The sequence below is a fragment of the Pseudomonas matsuisoli genome (assembly GCF_014647635.1).
In the GTDB taxonomy this organism is placed as follows: domain Bacteria; phylum Pseudomonadota; class Gammaproteobacteria; order Pseudomonadales; family Pseudomonadaceae; genus Pseudomonas_P; species Pseudomonas_P matsuisoli.
Window position 1 is genome coordinate 1 of record NZ_BMPO01000012.1, and the last position, 23,794, is coordinate 23,794.

The 23,794-nt window shown below is 55.6% G+C and carries 21 protein-coding genes and 1 riboswitch; all 21 genes read right to left on the minus strand.

The window, feature by feature from the left end:
• On the minus strand, positions 1-255 hold a 255-nt coding region (locus IEY47_RS19415), incomplete at its 3' end, for an NAD-dependent epimerase/dehydratase family protein (protein WP_188984922.1).
• A 2-nt stretch (positions 256-257) separates the two neighbouring features.
• Positions 258-1,379, minus strand: coding sequence for a GDP-mannose 4,6-dehydratase (gene gmd, locus IEY47_RS19420; protein ID WP_188985814.1), 1,122 nt, complete (start codon positions 1,377-1,379; stop codon positions 258-260).
• A complete protein-coding gene (locus tag IEY47_RS19425; RefSeq protein WP_188985816.1) occupies positions 1,376-2,500 on the minus strand; it encodes a hypothetical protein in 1,125 nt (374 codons plus the stop codon). Before IEY47_RS19425 ends, gmd begins: the two co-directional genes overlap by 4 nt.
• Entirely contained in the window at positions 2,500-3,255 is a 756-nt protein-coding gene (locus tag IEY47_RS19430) for a hypothetical protein (RefSeq protein ID WP_188985818.1), read from the minus strand. Before IEY47_RS19430 ends, IEY47_RS19425 begins: the two co-directional genes overlap by 1 nt.
• Positions 3,256-3,380: 125 nt before the next feature.
• On the minus strand, positions 3,381-4,436 hold the full coding sequence (pseI, locus tag IEY47_RS19435) for a pseudaminic acid synthase (RefSeq protein ID WP_188985820.1): 1,056 nt from the start codon (positions 4,434-4,436) through the stop codon (positions 3,381-3,383).
• Complete coding sequence (gene pseH / locus IEY47_RS19440; protein ID WP_229779547.1) at positions 4,433-4,951, minus strand: UDP-4-amino-4,6-dideoxy-N-acetyl-beta-L-altrosamine N-acetyltransferase; 519 nt, start codon at positions 4,949-4,951, stop codon at positions 4,433-4,435. Before pseH ends, pseI begins: the two co-directional genes overlap by 4 nt.
• On the minus strand, positions 4,948-6,027 hold the full coding sequence (pseG, locus tag IEY47_RS19445) for a UDP-2,4-diacetamido-2,4,6-trideoxy-beta-L-altropyranose hydrolase (RefSeq protein ID WP_188985822.1): 1,080 nt from the start codon (positions 6,025-6,027) through the stop codon (positions 4,948-4,950). Before pseG ends, pseH begins: the two co-directional genes overlap by 4 nt.
• Positions 6,024-6,725 (minus strand): pseudaminic acid cytidylyltransferase, encoded by a 702-nt coding sequence (gene pseF, locus IEY47_RS19450; RefSeq protein ID WP_188985824.1) that lies wholly within the window; start codon positions 6,723-6,725, stop codon positions 6,024-6,026. Before pseF ends, pseG begins: the two co-directional genes overlap by 4 nt.
• Complete coding sequence (gene pseC / locus IEY47_RS19455) at positions 6,722-7,882, minus strand: UDP-4-amino-4,6-dideoxy-N-acetyl-beta-L-altrosamine transaminase (RefSeq protein ID WP_188985826.1); 1,161 nt, start codon at positions 7,880-7,882, stop codon at positions 6,722-6,724. The genes pseF and pseC overlap by 4 nt, the downstream gene beginning before the upstream one ends.
• Before the next feature lie 3 nt (positions 7,883-7,885).
• Positions 7,886-8,884 carry a UDP-N-acetylglucosamine 4,6-dehydratase (inverting) gene (gene pseB / locus IEY47_RS19460; RefSeq protein ID WP_188985828.1) on the minus strand — a complete coding sequence of 333 codons (999 nt, stop codon included), beginning with the start codon at positions 8,882-8,884 and terminating at the stop codon, positions 7,886-7,888.
• A gap of 17 nt (positions 8,885-8,901) precedes the next feature.
• Positions 8,902-10,161 (minus strand): lipopolysaccharide biosynthesis protein, encoded by a 1,260-nt coding sequence (locus IEY47_RS19465; RefSeq protein ID WP_188985830.1) that lies wholly within the window; start codon positions 10,159-10,161, stop codon positions 8,902-8,904.
• Positions 10,162-10,167: 6 nt separating this feature from the next.
• On the minus strand, positions 10,168-10,734 hold the full coding sequence (gene rfbC / locus IEY47_RS19470) for a dTDP-4-dehydrorhamnose 3,5-epimerase (protein WP_188985832.1): 567 nt from the start codon (positions 10,732-10,734) through the stop codon (positions 10,168-10,170).
• Positions 10,735-11,619: a glucose-1-phosphate thymidylyltransferase RfbA gene (gene rfbA, locus IEY47_RS19475; protein WP_188985834.1), complete on the minus strand. Its 885-nt coding sequence runs from the start codon at positions 11,617-11,619 to the stop codon at positions 10,735-10,737. It abuts the gene before it with no gap.
• 187 nt (positions 11,620-11,806) lie between these two features.
• Positions 11,807-12,700, minus strand: coding sequence for a dTDP-4-dehydrorhamnose reductase (gene rfbD, locus IEY47_RS19480; protein WP_188985836.1), 894 nt, complete (start codon positions 12,698-12,700; stop codon positions 11,807-11,809).
• A complete protein-coding gene (gene rfbB, locus IEY47_RS19485; protein ID WP_188985838.1) occupies positions 12,697-13,755 on the minus strand; it encodes a dTDP-glucose 4,6-dehydratase in 1,059 nt (352 codons plus the stop codon). The genes rfbD and rfbB overlap by 4 nt, the downstream gene beginning before the upstream one ends.
• Positions 13,756-13,929: 174 nt before the next feature.
• Positions 13,930-15,219, minus strand: coding sequence for a Wzz/FepE/Etk N-terminal domain-containing protein (locus tag IEY47_RS19490; protein WP_188985840.1), 1,290 nt, complete (start codon positions 15,217-15,219; stop codon positions 13,930-13,932).
• A gap of 260 nt (positions 15,220-15,479) precedes the next feature.
• On the minus strand, positions 15,480-16,760 hold the full coding sequence (locus tag IEY47_RS19495) for a Wzz/FepE/Etk N-terminal domain-containing protein (RefSeq protein WP_188985842.1): 1,281 nt from the start codon (positions 16,758-16,760) through the stop codon (positions 15,480-15,482).
• Positions 16,761-16,864: 104 nt separating this feature from the next.
• Positions 16,865-17,923 (minus strand): glycosyltransferase, encoded by a 1,059-nt coding sequence (locus IEY47_RS19500; protein WP_188985844.1) that lies wholly within the window; start codon positions 17,921-17,923, stop codon positions 16,865-16,867.
• Positions 17,923-19,374 carry an MBL fold metallo-hydrolase gene (locus tag IEY47_RS19505; RefSeq protein ID WP_188985846.1) on the minus strand — a complete coding sequence of 484 codons (1,452 nt, stop codon included), beginning with the start codon at positions 19,372-19,374 and terminating at the stop codon, positions 17,923-17,925. The genes IEY47_RS19500 and IEY47_RS19505 overlap by 1 nt, the downstream gene beginning before the upstream one ends.
• A 449-nt stretch (positions 19,375-19,823) precedes the next feature.
• Positions 19,824-21,116: a putative hydroxymethylpyrimidine transporter CytX gene (gene cytX, locus IEY47_RS19510; protein ID WP_188985848.1), complete on the minus strand. Its 1,293-nt coding sequence runs from the start codon at positions 21,114-21,116 to the stop codon at positions 19,824-19,826.
• A 447-nt stretch (positions 21,117-21,563) separates the two neighbouring features.
• Positions 21,564-23,447, minus strand: coding sequence for a phosphomethylpyrimidine synthase ThiC (gene thiC / locus IEY47_RS19515; protein ID WP_188985850.1), 1,884 nt, complete (start codon positions 23,445-23,447; stop codon positions 21,564-21,566).
• A gap of 159 nt (positions 23,448-23,606) precedes the next feature.
• A riboswitch (TPP riboswitch) is annotated at positions 23,607-23,713 on the minus strand.
• Positions 23,714-23,794 lie beyond the last annotated feature (81 nt).

Consider the following 23,794-nt stretch of genomic DNA (forward strand, 5'->3'; position numbering starts at 1 on the left):
GTTTTCGTAGATGAACTCCGCCGGGTACACGTTATTCGCGTGAATCCCGCCAACTTTGGCCGCTGCAAGATAGACCTGATCGATGCGCTGCTCCTCGAAAAAGCGGCGCACGGCCGCTTGATCGAGCAGGTTCAGCGTATCGCGCCCAGCGGTAACGATATCGCGGTGACCGAGCGCTTCCAGCTTGCGCACGATCGCCGATCCGACCATCCCACGATGGCCGGCTACAAAGATACGTTGGTCGAGCGCACTCATGATCAGTTCTCCAGGCTTACCGGGATCTCATGGCCCAGCTCTTTGAGCAAGGCATGGCGCTTGGCGGTTTTCAGGTCTTCCTGAACCATCTCAGCGCACATTTCCTGAACGGTGATTTCCGGCACCCAGCCCAGCTTTTCCTTGGCTTTGGCAGGATCACCCAGCAAGGTCTCCACTTCGGCCGGACGGAAGTAGCGTGGATCGACGCGAACGATGACGTCACCGACTTTGACGGCGGGGGCGTTGTCGCCGGTAACCGCTTCGACGACCGCTTTCTCGCTTTCGCCCGAGCCTTCGAAGCGCAAAGTGATGCCCAGTTCTTTCGCCGACCAGGTGATGAATTCGCGTACCGAGTACTGCACACCGGTGGCGATGACGAAGTCCTCAGGGGTTTCCTGCTGCATCATCATCCACTGCATGCGCACGTAGTCTTTGGCATGACCCCAGTCACGCAGCGCGTCCATGTTGCCCATGTACAGGCAAGGTTCCAGGCCTTGGGCGATGTTGGCCAGGCCGCGGGTGATCTTGCGGGTCACGAAGGTTTCACCACGGCGTGGTGACTCGTGGTTGAACAGCACGCCGTTGCACGCGTACATGCCATAGGATTCACGGTAGTTCACCGTGATCCAGTAGGCGTACAGCTTAGCGACAGCATAGGGAGAGCGCGGGTAGAACGGCGTAGTTTCCTTCTGCGGAATCTCTTGAACGAGACCGTAGAGTTCGGAAGTGGACGCTTGGTAGAAGCGGGTTTTCTTTTCCAGGCCCAGGAGGCGGATGGCCTCGAGAATACGCAGGGTGCCCATGGCATCGACATCGGCGGTGTACTCGGGCGCTTCGAAGCTTACGGCCACGTGCGATTGGGCACCGAGGTTATAGACCTCGTGTGGCTGCACTTCCTGGATGATGCGGGTCAGGTTAGACGAGTCGGAAAGGTCGCCGTAGTGCAAGGCGAAGTTCTGGTTCTCGACGTGCGGGTCCTGGTAGATGTGGTCCACACGTTGAGTGTTGAACAGCGAGGCCCGGCGCTTGATGCCATGTACTTCATAGCCCTTCTCGAGCAGCAATTCGGCCAGGTAGGAGCCATCCTGTCCCGTGATCCCGGTGATGAGTGCTCTTCGGCTCACAAAGCTTTTTCCTTATAAAGAGGAAAGTCAACTCCATAGCTTTTTCCCATCGAAACTATAAATGGTCTAAAAAACCAATAGAACACGAGTGGAAATAAGTAAAAATCAAAAATATTGAAAAGATAGAATATATCAAAAAAAGCACGATAAATATAAAGAACTAAAAGCAAAAAAAAGATATAGAAACCATCTACGAAAAGCAATATCAACGAAACAAGGCAGACGGCAATAACAGCAAAAACACCAAAACCGAAGTATGAGTGGAGCCGTAAGATAGCGCTATGTGGATTTCCTCCAAATTCAACTACCTTAGGGACTGAATAAAGATTAACGCCAGAAAAAAAAGTCACTGGATCAACGTGTGAAATATAGTCAGCAAAAATATCCGAGCGCTCGCTCTGCAGACCTGCGGACAAGTTCGTATTCTCCATAATCAAACCTAGTAGAAAATCCCAATTTAACACAACACCAATCGAGGCTATAAAAAAAAATAAAACCGAGGACTTCGGAAATTTGAAGACAGAACAGCCAAGAAAAATGGCGAGCGCTACGGCCAAACCGTTTCTGCTATAAAGAGGAAAACTAAGAATCAAAACAACCAAACAAAGCACAGTCGAGTACTGTTTTTTTTCAAAAATACATGACATCACATATCCGCAGAGCGTAGCGATTAGAATCCCAGAATAGACATTTCGGCTTGAGCCCTCTAGGAAACCGTTAAACTCCTTTGGCCCATACCGGAAATACAAAAAAAGCAAACCAGTTAAGAGCAACATAAGACCAAACGAGGCATTAATCAAAGAGAAAAAACGAAACTCTATGGAAAACCAAGCAACACCAAGGCAACCCAGCATAATCCAAAAAGTAAAAAAACTTCTCCATTCAGTCTCTTGAATATTTAAAAAACTCATAACAAACATAAACATTAAGAAAAAGATCAAAATCCAATATGGAGCTTTTTTTTCAACGCTACTGGAGAAAAGCACTAACATGAAAATTGTAGACCCTATGACCGCGCATAAAGAGCGCAACACAAGATCACCCAGATAAATTGACGCAAACGCAGACATGAGATAGATAAGTGAGAAAAAAACCCCTGCAGAACGAGTCGCATTGACCATTAGACCGCCCCAAGATCCGGCCTAACACCGATAATCGACGCTGAAGGCGAAATAGCACCCGCCGCGTAAAGTTCAATATCTTCCAGTTTGAGCATGCCTTTAATTTTGCTAATGACGACCCCAACTCCTATACCATTTTCACCAACTGCCGTTTTGTGAGACCGTGAGTGAATTTCTTTTATCTCGGAAGGACAAAACCCATCTACGCGCACTTTCTCTAAATCTTCGTAAAAGTGCGGACCGCTAAAATCCAGCCCGTGTACTACTATGGTCTTAAATCCAAGTCGACGGGCTAAAAATACCATGGAAATGACGCTTGAGTATGCCTGCGGCAATCGAAATTCATCTTCCATCATGTCCCGGAGAACGTGATCAAGATCCAGACCATTAAAAACTCTATAGTGCCTATCGCGAATAAATTTCGCATGACGACCATACAACATACCAACGAGCCTTACGCTGTTTTTAAACTCTGAAAGATTCTTAAAAACGAGATTTCCTTTTCCTAATACGGAGAATCTTTTTAAAAACTCATAAATAGTGACCGTGTTATCTAGAAAGTACTCGTTCTTTAACGAAGCATTCTCAATAAAATGAACATCAGCGTTCGGCCAAGCCAAAAATGAAAAATTAAACCCAATAACATAATCATCTTTATTAATCGACGACAAGGTACAATTAAGAGACCAGCCGGACGCTAGAATGTGGCATACACCACTACAATCGCTAAGCTTAGATGGTTTGTACTCCTCCATTCCGCGACTCTTGAGCGACAAAACTCTAATTTCCTGTACGGTATACTCAAAGCACCACAAAAGCTTCGTGAAAAAAAACCTAACCGATCGAGGCATCATACCTAGAACACTACGCACTCGTTTCATCACAGGTCCAAGTCACAAATTTGAACGGGACTAAAGGCTGAAACTTTTACTTTAACCTTACTTCCGACAACCTTACCAAGGTGCTTCGGCGCACATCCAAAACCAGGCCGTACGCTTCGAATTGAGTCCGCAGAGACAACATCGCCAACATTCAAATCTTTCACAAAATAAAGCGACCGCCTGAACTGTACATTACTCTGTTCACTGGACTTACGAGCATAATTAATTCGGCCCAGCGCTTGCCATGCGATTTTGGCGCTGCTGCATAAATTATTCATCTCGTACGGCTCAAGCGAGAAGCTGTCATCGGGGCCGCCGCCAGACCTATCCAGTGTGAAGTGCTTCTCGATGATCGACGCTCCCAGCGCCACACTTGTGATAGCCGTGGTGTTGTCCAGGGTATGGTCGGAAAGCCCAGTGACTAGGCCATGCCTGGCGATCATGTCGGGGATGGTACGTAGGTTGTAGTCGGCTGCGGGAGCAGGGTAGCCACTGACGCAATGCAATACGGCCAATTCCTTGCACCCGCCTTCGCGCGCCGCTTCGATGGCTTCGGCAATCTCCTCAGCGTCGGCCATACCTGTGGAAATGATCATAGGCTTGCCGGTGCCAGCCACGTACTTGATCAATGGTAGGTCGACAGCCTCGAACGAGGCGATCTTATAGGCCGGGGCATTGAGGTTTTCCAGCAGATCGACCGCCGTGTTATCGAAGGGGGAGCTGAAGATCGTGATACCTAACTTGCGCGCATAGTCAAACAACGGTTGATGCCATTCCCAAGGCATATGCGCTTCTTTGTAGAGTTGGTACAGCGTTTTTCCATCCCACAGTCCGCCACGAATCAGGAATTCCTCAGTATCGCTATTCAACGTGATGGTATCGGCTGTGTAGGTCTGCAGCTTGATGGCATCGGCACCAGCCCTCTTGGCCTCCTCTATGATACGCAACGCGGTCTCCAGCTTGCCATTATGGTTGGCGGACAGCTCGGCAATGATATAAGGCGGGTGGTCGATACCGATTCGACGGCCGGCAATACTAATGCTGGGGTAGCTCATTGATGTGTGTCTCGGTCTTTGGCTTGCCACTCATGCTGCAGCAAACCGAAATGGATGATGGTGTGGTAGGTCGTGCCATCGTAATGCTGGTCGCGCAAAGCGCCCTCTTGCACGAACCCTAGCTTTTCGTGAAAACGAATGGAGCGCTCATTGAAGGCCAAGGCTTGGCCACACACCTTGTGCAGTCCGAGCGAATCGAAAGCGAAGGCCAAGGCAGCCTCACCCAGTTGCCGCCCAGCACCGCGTGGCGCGCCAGGAGCAAGATAGAAGCCCCAATCGGCAATATGCTCAGCAACAGTCTGGGTAATGTTGACGAAGCCAAGGGGCTCTTCCTCCTGTTCGAAAATGAGCAGGCTACGAGCAGAATTAAGCTGGCTACTTTCGTACCACTTCCGATGCTCGGATGGCGTGATCGCATGCCGGGTATACATGAATTGCCGAACGTCCGGATGATTACGCCAGCTAAGCACCCGCTCAAGGTCATCCTCGCGCATCGCTCTGACAAAAGCGCTCATCGGGAGCTCTCCATTAGTTGCAGCAGACGCTCGGTACCCTGTCCATCGGTAATTCGGCTTGCTGCGATGGCCATCTGTTGGCGACGGGGACTCGCCTGTAACTGATCGAATGCGCACTGCAACTGGGCGACTAGGGACCTGGATGCATCAATCAACACAGCCGCCCCGCTGGCGGCCAACGCAGTGGCACCCGACTTCTGGTTTTCTGCCAAGATAACCATGAGTGTCGGCACACCTAAACAACAACGCTCCCATGAGGTTCCGCCAGCAGCACCGACCGCCAGATCCGCCTCCGCCATGCGCCGGGGCATATCATCAATCCCGGATAACACCTCAACCGGCCAGGGGCACGAACGAGCTGCAGCAGTCACTGCCTGCAAATGGGGGGCCGTGGCACCTAGCACAACGGTGAATCGAATGCCATCCGGTAACTCACAGGAGTTCAGTGCATCAAGGATGTTACCGGTATGGTTGTGCTGGTCCACGCCACCCAGCGCTATCAGCACGTTCTGAAGATCCCCTCTCTCGCGTCTTATCAGTGATGAATGCCGCAATAGCGAGAAGTCGGCACGCAGCAACGCATTGCCCGGGCCGACAAGCAGCGTGCAGTGGTCAGGCACTCGCTTACGATAATCGTCGATATGTCGTCCAAGATTCTGATCCAGCAGCAGATCACAAACATGACAGCGATCCGCCAGGTCATCGATCACCAGCACGCGGCAACCTGCCGGGGTTACCAGAGCCTCCCAGCGGTGATCCAGCGCATAATGGTCCACGACAAGCCAGTGAGGCCGCCAAGCGGCGATAGGAGCTTGGCTAGCCGCTGCATCCTCGGCCTGGGAAGCGCCAAGCCAGCGGGAGTGATACAGGTCGTTATCCTGCGCTCGCCCAATCGGCAGCACATGCAGGCCGAAGCCCGCGTCGCCAATCAGCGCATTGAGATTCCCGTCATGTTCCCTGCTAATAAATAAGCACGCGTGCCCTTGTTCGCGCAGGGCGCGCGCTAGGGTCAGACAGCGCATCACATGTCCGGTGCCCATAGCGAGGGAGGCATCCACACGAAAAACGATGTTCACAAGGTATTCTCGGTCGTGTGCAGGGCCTTGAACATCCACTCGGCTCGCAGCCAGTCTTCGGCGGTATCGATATCCTGAACTAGGTGCCTAGGTAGCACCACCGGTGCGGAGTTCGCGCCGAACAGCGCCGCGCTCGCCAACCAAGCGCTGGCGCGCCCCCAATAGAACTGACCGGCGTCGTGGTAGGCCTCTTCAAGGTCCTGCGAACGGGTATTGAAATGCTCGGGTTGGAACATCTCCACCCGCCCTTGCTGAGAAAGGCGTATTGCGCGCTGTATTGGGAAGGCATAGCTGGTTACGGAGAAGGCGTAATCGACGCCCTCTTCCTCTAGCACCTTCAAACCCTTTTGAATGGTGTCGGCTGACACGAACGGAGCGGTGGCATAGACACAGCAGACATAATCCGGTCGGCGACCGCAATCAACCATCCACTGAGTAGCATGCGCGACTACCGGAATCGTGCCAGTATAGTCATCCGAAAGCTGCGGGGGCCTCATGAAGGGAACCGTGGCACCGTGGGCTTTGGCTACCTTAGCAATCTCGGGATCGTCGGTGGAAACAACTACCACATCGAAGCAGCCGCTAGCCAGCGCCGCCTCAATGGACCAAGCGATCATAGGCCTTCCGCAAAACGGCTTGATGTTCTTGCGTGGAATGCGCTTACTGCCGCCCCGAGCCGGTATCACCGCCAGTCTCATATGTCTAGGGCCTCGCCCAACGCAGCGATCACCAAATCCTGTTGCTGCTCGCTCATGGTCTGGAACATCGGCAGGCTGATCGCTTCGCCGTAGTATTGCTCAGCCATAGGAAAATCACCCGCGTTGAACCCCAGCTTTTGGTAATAGGGCTGAGTATGGATAGGAATATAATGCAAGTTAACGCCTATACCCTTTTCACGCAGCAGCTCGAAAACCTGGCGATGGGTCTTATCGAGCAGTTCGAGACGCAGGCGAATCACATACAAATGTAGGCCGGAATAACTATCAGGGTGCTGCCAGGGTGTTTGCAGAGGAAGTCCGTCGAGTTTTTCTTCATAACGGTGAGCTAACTCATGGCGGCGTGCGATATAGCTATCCAGGCGAGTCATCTGGCTTATGCCCAACGCAGCTTGTAACTCCGTCATCCGGTAATTGAAGCCGAGGTCGATCTGCTGGTAGTACCAAGGGCCGTCCGCTTGGTGCGTCATCAATGACGGGTCGCGCGTGACTCCATGGCTACGCAGTAGCGCCATGCGCTCGGCCAGCTCGGCGCTGTTGGTCAGTGCCATACCGCCTTCAGCCGTAGTGATGATCTTTACGGGATGAAAGCTGAATACGGTGATATCACTGTTGCGGCCATTACCGATGAATTCGCCCCGGTATTTGCCACCAATGGCGTGGGACGCGTCTTCGATCACTTTGAATCCATAGCGCGTCGCCAGCGCATGGATAGCCTGCATATCGCAGGGCTGACCGCACAGGTGGACAGGAACAACAACCTTGGGCAGGCGTCCGACTTTCTCGGCCTGCTCGAGCTTGGCTGCCAATGCCTTCGGACACAGGTTATAAGTACGCGGATCGATATCGACGAAGTCGACCTTGGCACCACAGTAAAGCGCGCAATTGGCCGATGCCACGAAGGTAACTGGCGTAGTCCATAGCCAGTCGCCAGCGCCTACGCCAAGCGCCAAGCATGCAATGTGCAAAGCAGAGGTCGCACTATTAACAGCGAGCGCATGTTGAGCACCGACATGCTCAGCCACCATGCGCTCGAACCGGGGCACCATAGGGCCTTGGGTCAAGTAGTCCGACTGAAGTACCTGTACTACAGCGTCGATATCGGCCTGGGTGATGTCTTGGCGACCATACGGAATCATCGCTTAGATACTCCCGATTTTTTCCCGGTTGGATTCAATCCAGCCTTGCAGCGCTTCATCACTCATCCACTCGGTATTGTTATCACTGGCGTAGATGAAACCTTCGGCAACTTTTTTGCCATCCTTGATACGTTCTGCACAGGTATTCCAGTTATTAATGGCAGGCAGAATCTTGTAGTGTTCGGGATATTCGTACGTGTAGTAAGAATCTTCCTCACTGATCATCTGCTCATGCAGCTTTTCGCCTGGGCGAATGCCGACAACTTTCTGCTTTGCATCAGGGGCAATGACCCGAGCAAGGTCAGTGACCTTCATGGACGGAATCTTCTTAACGTATATCTCGCCGCCTTCCATGTCGTCGAATGCATGCCAAACCAACTCCACGCCTTCCTCCAAGGAAATCATGAAGCGTGTCATTCGTTCGTCCGTAATCGGAAGTTCACCTTTATCTTTGATCGACATGAAGAAGGGAATAACCGAGCCGCGTGAGCCCATAACGTTGCCGTAGCGCACGACTGCCATACGGGTTTCATGACCGCCAGCGTAGGAATTTCCTGCTACGAATAGCTTGTCCGAAGCCAGTTTCGTCGCACCGTATAGGTTTGCCGGGCTGCTTGCCTTATCCGTCGAAAGCGCGACGACGCGCTTGACGCCCTGATCGATGCATGCATCTATCAGATTCATCGCACCGTTGATATTGGTCTTGATGCACTCGAACGGATTGTACTCTGCAGTTGGTACGATCTTGGTAGCTGCGGCGTGTACAACATAATCGACGCCATCCAGCGCACGATACAGACGCTCCTTGTCTCGTACGTCACCGATAAAAAAGCGAACCCGGGGGTCACCCTCAAACTTCTTGGCCATATCCCACTGCTTCATCTCGTCCCTGGAGAAGATAATGATCTTCTTCGGATCGTACTTAGCGAGCGTCATCGGAACGAAGGTATTGCCGAACGAACCAGTTCCGCCGGTTACGAGAATAGTCTTGTTTTTTAGCATGCGAAGTTCAATCCATATTAAGAATAAATCGCGGAGCATTTTCCGCGCTGGCGGAGCAATGCACCGCCCTTCCAAATCGTCAATGCGGCGAAAACGACGCATAGCGAAACCGGTACAGCCAACGCCCGAAGGGGCTCGGCCAAAACGAAGACACATATACAAAATACAAAGATAGAACCAATATGGCTTCGGATGATGGGCTTGTCCTCGCCCATTGCATAGAGGCCATAATGAGGAATCATGCTAACCCCGTAGAGCACTGTGGCGGCGAGCAACCAATAGAATACCTCTTCGTACTCCAGGTAGACGGTCTTTCCAATCCAGTCGAGCAGACTTCCCAATAAAAGCACTGAGGAAAACACGAATAGCGTAACTACGACCGAAGTCTGCATCGCCATGCTTTTCATTCCAGTTAAAAAGCGGTCGTACTGACCTGCTTTCCAATCCGCGATGAGCTTCGGATACGCAAAAGCAAATACAGCGGCGTCAAGAAACGCAAGCAGTGCGCTACACATTCCAGCGAAAAGTACATAAGCGCCAAGCGCCTGTAATCCTTGTAGATACTCGAAAACGTAACGATCCGCTGTAAACAAAGCTCGGACCGCTAGCGTGGCTACCAAAAAAGGAATCACCACCTTGAGCCCTTTGCGTATCCAGCCCCAGTCAACCGAAGTATCCCAGCTACCTAAACGCATCCCGTAGACCTTCGTAAAGCCGGTCAACACAGCCAATGCTGAACCTACGGCCCACCATTGAAGGACAGTCTCAAGTGATTGCCGCTCAGGAGCCATCCACATCACGACGACAGCCAATATAGCCCAAAGACCGGATCGTAAAAAAAGGACGATGCTGGCCCAGATTTGCTCAGATGCAGCGATGAGGAGTCGATTTAGCTCCTGCGCTAGATGCTCCAACACCAAAAGAAGGAAAAACCAACCGACAACAGCCCAGGGAAGCAATCCTGAAAAGAATACCAGCATCAGAAGCGGCATAAAGATGCCATAGAGCACCAGTGAAAGCGCACACTGTGCTTTAAGAATAGCGCCCCAACTGGAACGATTGGTACCAATTAACTCTCTAGTGGTGAAGATATAAAAATCAAAGCCCAACAGGTACAGTGAATAACCAACCCCCGCTGCAAGCAAGCCGTACAGCCCTAAATCCTGCGGCTCGAGAAATCCGGCCAAGAAAAAGACCAAGGCAAACTTGCTAAGCAAAGTTAAACCGCGAAGCCCAGCATTAGTGAGGCGTACCAACAATGTATTGAGGAATATCATGTAGGATCAGCGCCCTATGCCCGATGTATTGAGGACATCTGCCCGCAAAAAATCACTGCCGTTCTGATCCTTTCTCGAAACGCTTACGACGCCACCGCTGAGAGGCCAAGCTACTCCGATCACAGCATCATCCCACGCGATAATTCGTTCCGCCGACGGCTCATAGTAATCCGTAGTTTTGTACACAAACTCAGCAACTTCCGATATTACGTAAAACCCGTGCGCAAACCCCTCCGGGATCCACAACTGCTTTTTGTTCTCCGCGCTTAAATACTCGCCGACCCACTTGCCAAAGGTCAGCGAGTCCTTACGGATGTCTACCGCCACATCGAAAACTTCGCCTCGTATCACACGGACAAGTTTCCCTTGTGGTTGCTGCACTTGATAGTGCAATCCACGCAGTACACCTTTCGTTGAACATGAGTGGTTGTCTTGCACGAAAGTCACTTTGCGGCCAACGGCTTCTTCGAAGCGCTGCTGGTGAAAGCTTTCGTAGAAGAAGCCGCGCTCGTCTCCGTGCACCGCGGGCTCGAAGAGGATGACGTCAGGAATACTGAGCGGCGTGGCTTTCATTTAGTAGATCGTCTCGTATATCAGGCGCTCAAGGTATTTACCGTAGCCACTCTTGCCAAGCTGTTTGGCGAGCGCAGTGAGTTGCGTGGTGCCAATCCAGCCATTGCGGTAGGCGATCTCTTCCGGGCAGGCCACTTTCAAGCCTTGGCGATGTTCGAGCGTGGCGATGAATTGAGAGGCTTCAAGTAAAGAGTCATGGGTGCCGGTGTCGAACCAGACATAGCCGCGGCTCATAATTTCAACGAACAGCTTACCCGCGTCGAGGTAGCGAGCGTTAACGTCAGTGATCTCCAGCTCGCCGCGCGCGGATGGCTCGATGGATTTGGCGATGTTGACGACTTGGTTGTCGTAGAAATACAAGCCCGTCACTGCGTAGCTGGATTTTGGCTCGAAGGGTTTTTCTTCAATGCTGGTGGCTCTGCCGTCGCGTCCGAAGGAAACGACGCCGTAACGCTCTGGGTCGTGTACGTGGTACGCGAAAACGCTTGCACCCGTTTCGCGGGAAGCGGCGCTTTGCAGTAGTCGCTGGAGTTCGTGGCCGTGGTAGAGGTTGTCACCCAACACCAAGGCGCACGCACTCCCATTGAGGAATGTTTCACCGATCAGGAAGGCTTGCGCTAGGCCATCGGGGGACGCTTGTATGGCATAGGAAATGTCCAGACCCCATTGGTGGCCATCTCCAAGCAGCTGCTGAAAGCGTGGTGTGTCCTGCGGGGTAGAGATAAGCAGGATCTCGCGGATGCCGGCGAGCATGAGCGTGGTCAACGGGTAGTAGACCATGGGCTTGTCGTAGACAGGCAGGAGCTGCTTCGAAATGGCGAGGGTCGCGGGGTGGAGGCGCGTGCCGGAGCCACCGGCAAGGATGATGCCTTTGCGGTGGGTCATTGATGGGTATTCCTTGGTGCAGGGGCGTTTTGGCGTGGGGTGTTCCGCCAGGTGTGTTTTCGCTCGATCATCGATCGTTGATCGCCCACAAGTGGGCTCCTACAGAAGCGAGAGGATTGCTGGCGGCTCGCGAGTTGGTCGCACACAACCTGATCGCCCATGAATGGGCTCCTACAGGAGCGGGTCACTAAAGCAGTTCCTTGAGCATGCGGTTGGCATGGGTTTGCCAAGCTGGCAAGCGCAAGCCGAAGGTGCGTTGCAGTTTGGTGGTGTCGAGCCCTGAGTTGGCGGGGCGGCGCGCCGGGGTTGGGTAGTCTGCGGAGGTGATAGCTTCGACCCGGTTAGCTGGGACGTTGAAAGCTCTGCCCTGCTGCTCCGCTCGGCCGATGATGTACTGTGCATAGGCGTGCCAAGAGACTTCGCCAGCGGCGACGAGGTGGTAGATGCCGCTCAGCTGTTTGGCGAGCGCGTCGTCGTGGCAGATTCGGTGCAGCGCTAGGGCAGTAACGTCGGCGATCAGTTCCGCACTGGTCGGCGCTCCAATTTGATCGACGACGACTTTCAGGACATCTTGCTCGCCGGCGAGGCGCAACATCGTTTTAGCGAAATTATTGCCCCGCGCCGCATAGACCCAACTGGTGCGGAAGATAACGTGGCGACATCCGCTGGCCGTGATCGCCTGCTCGCCTTCCAACTTTGTCTGCCCGTACACGCTCATCGGTTGTGTCGCATCCGTCTCCAAGTAAGGGCGATCAGCTGAGCCGTCGAATACGTAATCGGTGGAGTAATGCACCAGCCATGCATCGCGTTGCGCTGCCAAATCAGCTAGAAGCCCGACCGATAGCGCGTTGACCTGACGAGCAGCCGCTTTATCGCTTTCGGCTTTGTCCACTGCCGTGTACGCGGCAGCGTTGACAATGATATCGGGGGCGACTCGCATCACGATCTGTTCCAGCTGAGCAGGCCGCTCAAAATCAGCGTCGGCGCGCGCGCAAGCGACCAATTCGCCTAGCGGTGCTAGGCTTCGCTGCAGTTCCCAACCAACCTGCCCATTGGCGCCGAGCAACAGGATGCGGTTCATTGGTATTGCCTGTTGAGCCAATCACGATAGGCACCGCTGGTCACATTGCTTACCCAAGCTTGGTTATCCAGATACCAGCGCACCGTTTTGCGAATACCCGTCTCGAAGGTCTCTGCAGGCTTCCACCCTAATTCTCGCTCAAGCTTGCTGGCATCGATGGCGTAGCGGCGGTCGTGACCAGGCCGATCCTTGACGTAGGTAATCTGATCAGCATAGCGCTTGCCGTCAGCGCGCGGTTGCTCATCATCGAGAATGGCGCAAAGTGCATTCACTACATCGAGGTTGGCTTTCTCGTTCCAACCGCCGACATTGTAGGTTTCCCCTACTTTTCCAACTTCCAATACGCGGCGAATCGCGCTGCAGTGATCTTTTACATACAGCCAGTCGCGAATCTGTTGACCGTCGCCGTATATGGGCAAGCTCTTGCCGGCCAGCGCATTGTGGATCACCAGTGGAATGAGTTTTTCCGGGAAATGATACGGCCCGTAATTGTTGGAGCAATTGGTGGTGAGGACCGGCAGACCATACGTCTGGTGGTACGCACGAACCAGGTGATCGGAAGCCGCTTTGGTGGCAGAGTACGGACTATTGGGTTCGTAACGGTTCTGCTCGCTAAAGGCAGGATCAGCCGGCGCAAGACTGCCATAGACTTCATCCGTCGAGACGTGCAGGAAGCGGAAGGTGCTCGCTTCGTTTTCGCTCATCGAGCCGTAATAGCTGCGCACTGCTTCCAGCAAGCGGAAGGTGCCGACGACGTTGGTTTGGATGAAATCCTCGGGGCCAAGGATGGAGCGATCCACGTGGGATTCTGCCGCGAAGTTAAGGATGGCGCGAGGGCGGTGCGTGGTCAGCAGCTCGGCTACGAGCGCAGCATCACCGATATCCCCGCGCACAAAGGTATGACGCGCATCGTCTTCTAGCGACCGTAAGTTTTCCAGGTTACTGGCATAAGTAAGCTTGTCGAGACTGACAACGGGCTCATCATTCTGCGCGAGCCAGTCGAGCACGAAGTTGGCACCAATGAAGCCCGCGCTGCCGGTTACCAAAATGGTCATGTAAAGCGATGCTCCTTATCTGAGGGCGAGCCCTTATGCGCCGCATTTAAAACGTACGGATCGATAGCAATGGGCTAGCTATTTGGCAGCTTGCGGTAGCGGATTCTTGCACGTCAGCGCGCTAGGCCCAATTGTCCCAAGCGACAAAACCTGATACTTGGCGACGAACGTCTCTTAGCGCGCCGGGAGGCCCGAACGCCGCGGACGGCTGATAATAAGAACGAGAGCTGTGAAGACGCCCACCATGCCACCCAGGACGAGACTAAGCGTTACGATCAGTGCTTTTCTTGGTTTGATGGGCTGGCGGGGCTCGACCGCGCCCTGGTCGACCGAAGCGATACGTAGCTCGCTGGCATTGAAATCGATCGCTTTCAACCGAGCGGCTTCCTCACGCCAAGAGGCAAGATCCTTGAGGAACAGGTCTTCTTCTTCACGCTTGTTAAGCGTCTCGATCTGGCGGTTGTGTTTGAGCAGCTCGAGTTCGCTATTGATCTGCAGGATACGAGGTTCGGTGAAGTCGTCAGACTTGCGTGCACCGAGCGCATTTCGTTCAGCCTGTAGCGCCTCGGTTCCCATGAAATACAGCGGCAATTGCTGATTATTGATCTCGGTGCGTACCACATTTTGATTCGCGCGAGCACGCTCGCTCATGGATGAGGGCGTGCTGGGCTTATTAATCCCCAAGGCCCTGGCGATGCCGATGGCTTCGTCCAGCTTCGCTATTCGGTTTGTCCGACGCGTTTTAAGCTCTTCGCGCAACGCATTTAATTCGTCTTCGAGGTGCGCCTTTTTGAGCGCATCGGCCTCTTGCAGCTGCGCAATTTGAGCCTCTTTGCTCGCTTCATAGCTAGCGCGAGCCGCACTTATCTTTTGCTCTAAATGGGCGAGGCGGTTACCGATAAGTGTGGCCATGTCGCTATCGATCTGGGCGCGCACCGCATCCGCCGCGTAGGCAACGAACTGATTGACCACGGCTGGACCATCGATGCCTTCGGGGTACGTTAGCTGTAGCCCAACGAACGGGACGGCTGAGGCACGCTCTTTCGCGTCCGGCCACAGCATACGAATAGCGTCAGCATTGAATTGCTCGAAGCTTTGCTCCAGGGACCGACCTGGTTCTCGGAGGCTTTCGAACAGCGCGGGATTACTGCGATAAAAGCTCAGTCGCGTGTCGTAGGAGTCAAGGCTGGCCCCTAAGCGTTGCAACGCCTGCTCCGGCGTCAGGGAGTAGAGGCCGTACTGGTTCAGCAGGTCCAGTTCACGGATAGGTGCAGGCCGCAGAACACTCTGGACGCTATAGTATTTAGAGGCGGTGTAGGCGTACAGCACGCCAAGCAAGCCGATGATGAGCGTAACCGCACCAATCAGCACTTTGAGTTGCCAGAACTTGGCAACCAATTCGACAAGATCTATTTCGTTCTCAACACGAGACAGAAGTCGCTCGGGATGGGCTGCTGCGGTCATCGACATATCCTTTTGCCACCGAAAATCCTGATGAAGGCATTCGGAACTTTCCCGCCGACTCCATGTCAGACCGCGAATTTTGCCATTGGATTGTTAACGCGTCCACAAAAAGCTGCCTGATTGCCGATCACTGCGACAACGGATATGAGAAAGGCTGTGGTATCGCAGACGTCGTAGCAAAACCCGCGTGTACTTGAGACGAGAAGAACGAAAATACGAGTGTCGTCTCTCCGGCAACCCAAGAGAAACGACCATATCCCCTACCCGGCCGGGGTTGAGCGTCTGCGCGTCATCAAGACTCGAATAAGCGCGACGAATACCCCTAGCATTCCGCCCAGTATTAAGCCGAGCGCAAGCACCAATGCTTTTTTGGGCTTAATCGGTGCAAGGGGTTGCTGAGCGGCCTGGTCGAGCCGCACCAGATGCAGACTGTCGGTATTGAGCTTGATACCGCGCAGCCAGGCGGCTTCCTCACGAAGCTTGGCAAGCTCCTGCAGGTACAGGTCCTCGCCTCCTTCATCTCGGTCTCGCAAGATTTCAACCTCACGGTTGTTTTCAAGCGTTGCGAGTTCACCTTGAATCTCAGCGATACGAGGCTCCATAAAGTCATCCGACTCACGTTTCTGCAATGTCGCGCGCTCTGCTTCCAAAGCCTCGGTACCCATGAAGTACAACGGTACACTCTGGCCCACCACCTCGGTTCGTATAACCGTGCCTTGTCCGATAGAACTGTTGGTCATCCCTGACGGCGTTGTAGGTTTGCGTATATTCAGTGAACTTGCGATCGAAATGGCCTCACCCAATTCGGCGATCCTGTTCTCCCGCTTTGCTTTGGCCTGAAGGCGCAGTGCTGCCAACTCGTCGCGCAGCTGGGCTTTTTTCAGCTCGCTGTCTTCAAGTAACTGAGCAATCTTGGCGTCTTTGGTGGCCTGATAATTCGCACGACTGGCCTGAATACGCGCGTCCAGCCCTGCTAGGCGGTTCTTGATCAGGCTGTCTAGATCACTGGAGATCGATGCCCGCTCTTTTTGCAGAACGAATTCAACAAAATTATTGACGATGGATACGCCATCCATGCCTTCGGGATATGTCAGAGATAACCCAACATAAGGCGTACGGTCTGCTTCGTTGGAAGCCGGGAAGAGCATCGTGAAAGCATCTTCATTGAAGCGTGCGAACGCCTGCTCGATAGATGCGCCATTACGATCGACACCTTCGAACAGCGCCTCATTCTGCCTGAAGAATTCATAGCGGTTGTCATAGGACGACAAAGCACCGGCTGTACGTGCCAACGCCTCCTCTGGCTTAAGGGTATAGATGCCGGTTTCGTTGAGCTGGTCCAGCGTGCTGGTTGCAACCGGCCGCATGTAGGTGCGGGTTTCATACCAACGAGTTGCGAAAAATGCATACATCGCAGCGATGACAAAGACCGCCAACGCCACACCTGCGATCCACAGCTTCTGCTTCCAAAGCGCTTGAAACAGTTCAACCAGATCAATTTCTTGTTCGTTTTTTTGTGTGCGGCTTGAGTAGGTGTCCAAAGAACGTCCCTTTCACGGTTACTGCAGGATGATCGGCATGCGACAAGCGGCTATCTTATTAATTCCCGACCTTACCTGCTCCCTTCACCGCGCTCAATTGGCTGTCATATCTTTCTGATTCCGCCAGCTAGCAAATAAACGAAACTCCCGACAACGCTTTGCCGATGCGCATTCGCCTTCCGCAACAGCCTAACGCTGTGCCAAGACGACTTGCCGCGTGCCTCTTCGAACCACGCCAACCGCTCACTATTCACCGCACTGAACCGCTTGCGTGCCTGCTTGAGCGCTTCGAGATTGTGGTCGTTCCGCTCCTTCATGCTGCCGGACATGGCCGAGCGCGCACGCTTGAGGGTGTGTTTCAGGCCCACGTGGTTTTCGTCATCCGGCTCGAGCAGGCGGAGGTCGAGCGATGGTTCAGCGTCGTAAGCCACGCGACCTTCGTGGCCAGTGACAAGCAGATAGGCGAGCCAATCGACGGCGACGATGGGGGCGCTTTTCGGGACGGCGGTCAGCAGTTTGCGGGCGGCATCGTTGAAAACGAGGGTGTGCGGATTGCCCAAGCGCTGCACCAGCGCGTTGCCGAAACAGGGCGCTTTGGTGATGAGCGGAGATTTGCCTAGCGATTTGCCTTCTGCATCCACCAGATGGCTGCGCGAGCAGTACAAGCCGGGTTCTTTCGGGTGGCAGAAGATCAGGCCGCCGATGCTACGGGTGAGCTTGTCGTCATACCAAACGTCGCTTTGCCCGCAGACGGCGTAGAGGTCGGCATTGATGGTCTTGTTGCGGATCAGGGACATCAGGTTGGCGACCGGCCCCCGCTTTGGTCCCTTGAGGATGACCAGCCGCTCCTCACCCATGGTTTTCTGATAGCGCTTGAGCATGTCCAGCGTGCCGTCGGTGGAACCGTCATCGGAGGCGTAGATGACCCAGTTGGTATGGCTCTGTCGTGCGATGGAGTCCATTTGATCCGGCAGATGGGCCGCACCATTGGCCGTGCACATGAGGATGGCGACCGTGACGTTGGCGGTCGGGTCCTTGATGCTGTTGCCGAATGCGAACGAGTCCTGCGGACCGGCCGTTTCAGTTGCAGCGTCTTGAACGCTTTGGAATGGGCTGCGGTTCGCGACGCCCTGCACCGCTACGCTTTTCAGGCGCTTTTGCATTAGAGGTTCTCCTGAAGGTCGACCTTGATTCCCTCTTCTTCGTAGCACTCGCGAAGCCGCGACGCCAGTGCTTGCTTGGCCCGCGACTCCCCGTGGACTAAGCGTATTTGGCGGGGCCAGGTTTTCATTCGTGTGACGAAGTTGATGAGATCCTGCTGATCGGCGTGGGCGGAATAACCGCCAAGGCTATCTACCTTGGCGCGGATGTCGAAGCGCTCGCCGTCGAGGTCGACGTAGCCGCCTTTCGGCCCGAAGTGTTGAATGGCGCGGCCTGGCGTGCCTTGGCCTTGGTACCCTACGAAGACGACGTGGTGACGATGGTCGCCCAGCATGGCCTTGAGGTAATTGACGATCCGGCCACCGGAGCACATGCCATTGCCGGCGATCACGATGGCGGGGCGAGCTGTCTTGGTGAGGTAGTCGACGACCCGGAGATGATCCTGGTGGTTGTCGATGGTGACGAGTTGCTTGAATGCGAGCGGCTTGCGGCCATCCGCCAGCCGCTCCCGGGCTTCGTCATCCCAGAACTGTTGGAGCTCGCGGTAGGTTTTGGTGAAACGGCTGGCCAACGGCGAGTCGAGGATGACTGGTAGCCGGGGCCAATCGACTTCGCTGCCAGCCGCGTCATTCGAATCACCGTCCTGCGGGCGTTGCGGCTGCTCGTCATCGAGCGCGTCGTGAAGAATGTCTTCGAGTTCGTATAACAGCTCTTGGGTACGGCCAATGCTGAACGCAGGAATCAATACACTCCCCTCGTCGGCCAGCGCCCGCTCGATGACAGCTTTGAGCTGCGCATTGCGGTCTTGGCGATGCTCATGACGGCGATCGCCGTAGGTGCTTTCCAGCACGAGAAGATCGGCGTGCTCAGGGGGCACGAGGTCCGGAAGGATCGGTGAATGTGGTGCGCCAAGGTCACCGCTGAACACGACACGGCTGGCGTTGCCCTCGGCATTGTCGACATCGAGTTCGACGTAAGCGGAGCCCAGCACGTGCCCGGCTGGTTGCAGCCGGATGCGGCATGACTGAGTGCCCGTATCGAGCAGGGTGAACCAGGTGTCGTAGGGCAGCGCGATGATGCGTTTCTCGACCATTTGCAGGTAACGGTCCAGCTGCTTGGGGTCGCGTGTGAACCCCAGCTTGAAGGCATCCTCGAGGACGATCGGCAACAACCGGGCGGAGGGTTCGCTGCACAGAATGGGACCGGTGAAACCCGCCGCCAGCAGGTGCGGGATACGCCCGACATGGTCGATATGAACGTGGGTGACGACGAGCGCCTTGATGCCGTCGATGGGGAATTCGAGGGCAAGGTCCTCGTCATCGAGCCGTGCATCCTGGCCTTGAAACATACCGCAGTCGATCAACAGGCTGTTGTGGTCGTCCATCCAGAGTTGATGGCAGGAACCGGTCACGCTGTCTTTGGCGCCGTGGTGCGTAATGCGGGGTAGCGGCATGGGTCGCTTCCTTGAGGTCATGTCCAATGGACCACGCGCAAGCTCCGTTTGCGCGCTATTAATTTTGCGGAGGGGATATTAGCAGTGGTGAGATCGGTGTCTCGGGCGCGGCGTGCGGGTTTGCGATGGGGTTCAAAAACAGGGGATCGGCGGGGTTCTTTTAGCCGCGAAGATGGCAATCCTCGCTTCGATATTCGTGGTAGTGGGGCGAGCTGTGCTCGCCTTCGCGAATAAATTCGCCCCTACACGTAGGGCGGTGTGACTCGTATCCGTGCTCGCCGCCATGCTTTTTGTAGGGGTGGACGGGCGGCACTCCGCGGGGTGGCCATCCGCTTTATACGCCAGCTCCGTAGGGTGGATAACGCCGCGGGCTTATCCATCTTCTGCATCCGATCGAACGTGCGCGATCGCGTGGAAAAGGCTTTGCCGTTTTCCACCCTACGGGGCCGCTATATCCGTGCCTGCCCTGCTGGAATGCTGTTGCGCGCGAAGAGCCATTGGCAGGCGCCAGCGATCACGAGGGCGGGCAGCGTTGCGCCGATGTTGGGTGCGACCGCGGCCAGGGTGTGGAATACCGCTACACCGATGAGCCAGGCCGCGAGGCTTTGCAGGCGTAGGGATACGCGAGGCGCGCGGGCAGCATCACGGCGGCGAAGGATGAAGTGGTCGACGAGCACGACGCCGAACAGCGGCGCGAACACCGAGCCGATCATCAGCAGGAAGTTTTGGTATTCGGCCAACGGTGCCAGCCAGGCAATGCCTGTGCAGAGCGCGCCGATGATCAACGCGAGATGCTCGACCTTGATTTTGACCAACGTGCCGGTCGATACCGCCGCCGAGTGGATATCGGCAAAGGCGTTTTCCGACTCGTCCAGCAGGATCAGCAGCAACGGGATGCCGAGACCGGCGCCAGCCAAGGCGAGAAGCAGCGTGTTCGCGTCTTCGCCAGTCGCAAACGCCAAGGTATAGGCGACACCGAGACTCATCAGCCAGACGTTGCCGAGAAAGAAGCCGAGTACCGTACCGCCGAACACGCGCCGCGCGGCCTTGCCGTAACGGGAGTAATCGGCAATCAGGGGCAACCAGGACAGCGGCATGGCGATGGCGATATCGAAGCCCAACGCGAATGGCATGGAGCCGTCGCCCGGCTTGGCCCAAAGTGCCGCCATGTCGACCTTGTCGAAGAGGTTCCAGGTCAGCCAAACGCAGGCGCCCAGTAGCAGCCAGATGCCCCAGCGACGAAGGATGCGACGTACGAAGGTCAGCGGCCCCGTGATCGCCAGCAAGATTGCCAGGGCGCCAAAAAAGAGTGTCCACAATGCCGGTGAGGTCCAGGGCGAGCCCTCGCCAAAGACACGTCCTGCGAGTAGCGCGGCGGCATCGCGCATCACGATGATTTCGAATGAGCCCCAGCCGATCAGCTGGACGAGGTTGAGAACGGCCGGCAGCGCTGCGCCTTTCGAACCCAGGCTGAGTTTCAGGGCGGACATGGAAGACAGGCCCGTGTCGGTGCCAATCACGGCAACCGCGCCCAGCAAGATCACGCCGACAGCAGTACCCAACAAGATCGCCATGAGCGCGCCGGACATGCCAAGACCCGGCGCGAGCAAGGCGCCCAGTTGCAGCACCATGAGGCCGATGCCAAGGGAGAACCATAGGGTGAAAAGGTCGCGACCATCGAAGCGGCGTTGGTCCAGAGGGACGGGTATTCCAGGGGCGTAGCGGCTGGCGGGAAGGGCCATTTGGGTGTCTCGATGTGGGTGGTTGTTGGGTTTGTGGTAGGGCGGAAGTTTGTGGGGACGTCTTATATGCGGAGGGGCGAGCTTCGCTCACCTTCGCGGCTGAAGTCGCCCCTACAGGTATGGCATTGCGTAGGGTGGATAACGCCGCAGGCTTATCCACCTTTGGGACTCCGATCGAACAAAGGTGCGCGATGTGAGAACGACCGCGTGGAAAAGGCTTCGCCGTTTTCCACCCTACGATCCCTGCTGTGATTCCATGCGGTAATCCGGACACGTATTTTGTAGGAGCCCATTCATGGGCGATCCGGGTTTGCACAACGACACTTGTGTCGACGAGCATGACGCGATCGCCAGCAAGCTGACTCCTACAGCGTTCGACGTAGGGCGGGTGGAACCCGCGTTTTTCTCGGCACCACGCGGGTGTTGCCCGGCCTACGAAACGGCGGATCACACCTGCCGGTAAATCACAGCCCCCTCGTCCTTGAAGCGCTCGGCCTGTTCGGCAAAACCCGCTTCGATGGCTTTTTGCTCGTCGGTTAGGCCGTTTTCCTTGGCGTAGTCACGCACCTCTTGAGTGATCTTCATCGAGCAGAATTTCGGCCCGCACATTGAACAGAAATGCGCGACCTTGGCCGAATCCTTGGGCAGGGTTTCATCGTGGAAGCTGCGTGCGGTGTCCGGGTCAAGGCCGAGGTTGAATTGGTCTTCCCAACGGAACTCGAAGCGCGCCTTGCTCAGGGCGTTGTCGCGAATCTGCGCGCCAGGGTGACCTTTTGCGAGGTCGGCGGCATGGGCGGCGATCTTGTAGGTGATGATGCCGGTCTTCACGTCATCCTTGTTCGGCAGGCCCAGGTGCTCCTTGGGCGTGACGTAGCAGAGCATGGCGCAGCCGAACCAGCCGATCATCGCCGCGCCGATGCCGCTGGTGATGTGGTCGTAACCCGGGGCGATGTCGGTGGTCAGCGGGCCGAGGGTGTAGAACGGCGCCTCGTCGCAGCATTCGAGCTGCTTGTCCATGTTCTCCTTGATCAGCTGCATCGGCACGTGGCCGGGGCCTTCGATCATGCACTGCACGTCGTGCTTCCAGGCGATCTTGGTCAGCTCGCCGAGGGTTTCCAGCTCGCCGAACTGGGCCGCGTCGTTGGCATCGGCAATCGAGCCGGGACGCAGGCCATCGCCCAGGGAGAAGCTGACGTCGTAGGCCTTCATGATTTCGCAGATTTCCTCGAAGTGGGTATAGAGGAAATTCTCCTTGTGATGCGCGAGGCACCACTTAGCCATGATCGAACCGCCGCGGCTGACAATACCGGTGACGCGCTTGGCAGTGAGCGGCACATAGCGCAACAGCACACCGGCGTGGATGGTGAAGTAGTCAACGCCCTGCTCCGCCTGCTCGATCAACGTGTCGCGGAACAGCTCCCAGGTCAGGTCCTCGGCCACGCCGTTGACCTTCTCCAGAGCCTGGTAGATCGGCACGGTGCCGATGGGTACTGGTGAGTTGCGAATGATCCACTCACGGGTTTCGTGGATGTGCTTGCCGGTGGACAGGTCCATCACCGTGTCCGAGCCCCAGCGGATGCCCCAGGTCAGCTTGGCCACTTCTTCTTCAATCGAAGAGCCCAGCGCCGAGTTGCCGATGTTGCCGTTGATCTTCACCAGGAAGTTGCGGCCGATGATCATCGGTTCCAGCTCGGTGTGGTTGATGTTGGCCGGGATGATGGCGCGGCCACGGGCCACTTCGTCGCGCACGAATTCAGCGGTGATTTCCTTCGGGATGCTTGCCCCAAAACTCTGCCCGCCATGCTGCTCCTTGAGCAGGCCCGCTTCGCGCAATTCAGCGAGCTTCATGTTCTCGCGGATGGCGATGTATTCCATCTCGGGGGTGATGATGCCCTGGCGCGCGTAGTGCATCTGGCTGACATTCTTGCCGGGCTTGGCGCGGCGCGGGTTGCGCACGTGGTTGAAGCGCATCTTCGCCAAATCTGGGTCAGCCAGGCGTTCCTGGCCGAAATGCGAGGTCAGTCCTGGAAGGATTTCCGTGTCGTCACGATCGATGATCCAGGGCGAACGAACATCGGCTAAGCCTTTGCGCACGTCGATAGAGACGGTCGGGTCGGTGTAAGGGCCGGAGGTGTCGTACACGGTGACCGGGGCGTTGATCTCGCCGCCGAATGCGGTAGGCGTGACGTCGAGGCTGATCTCGCGCATCGGCACGCGGATATCCGGGCGGCTACCTTCCACGTAGATTTTTTGTGAACGCGGGAAGGGCTGGATCGACTGTCGATCGACTTGGGCGGATTCACTGAGGTTCTGTTGTTGTTTGACGCTCATCGGTTGGCTCCTCGGCTTGATGTCGGAGCGAACCTGAATGCGTGATGAAGCAACGCCGCGCTTTGGCTGTTTGAACATGCGGATTTCGTGAGAGCGCCGGCATGATCGAACAGCCAAGGCGCGGGCGCACCACGAATGCGGTGCGGGGGTTTCCGCCATGGGCGAAGACCTCTTGTTCCCTACGCAGGCCTTAACCTGATCAGGTTCAACGGGATCCGGAACTTTCCGATCTCAGCCCATGCTTCTGGGCACCCCGACAAGAACAGCGGCCAGTCTATACGTGAGCCACGCAGAAAACCAAGCTCAGCATGACTCGGCGTTGCTCCATCGGTGGATAATCGCTTCGC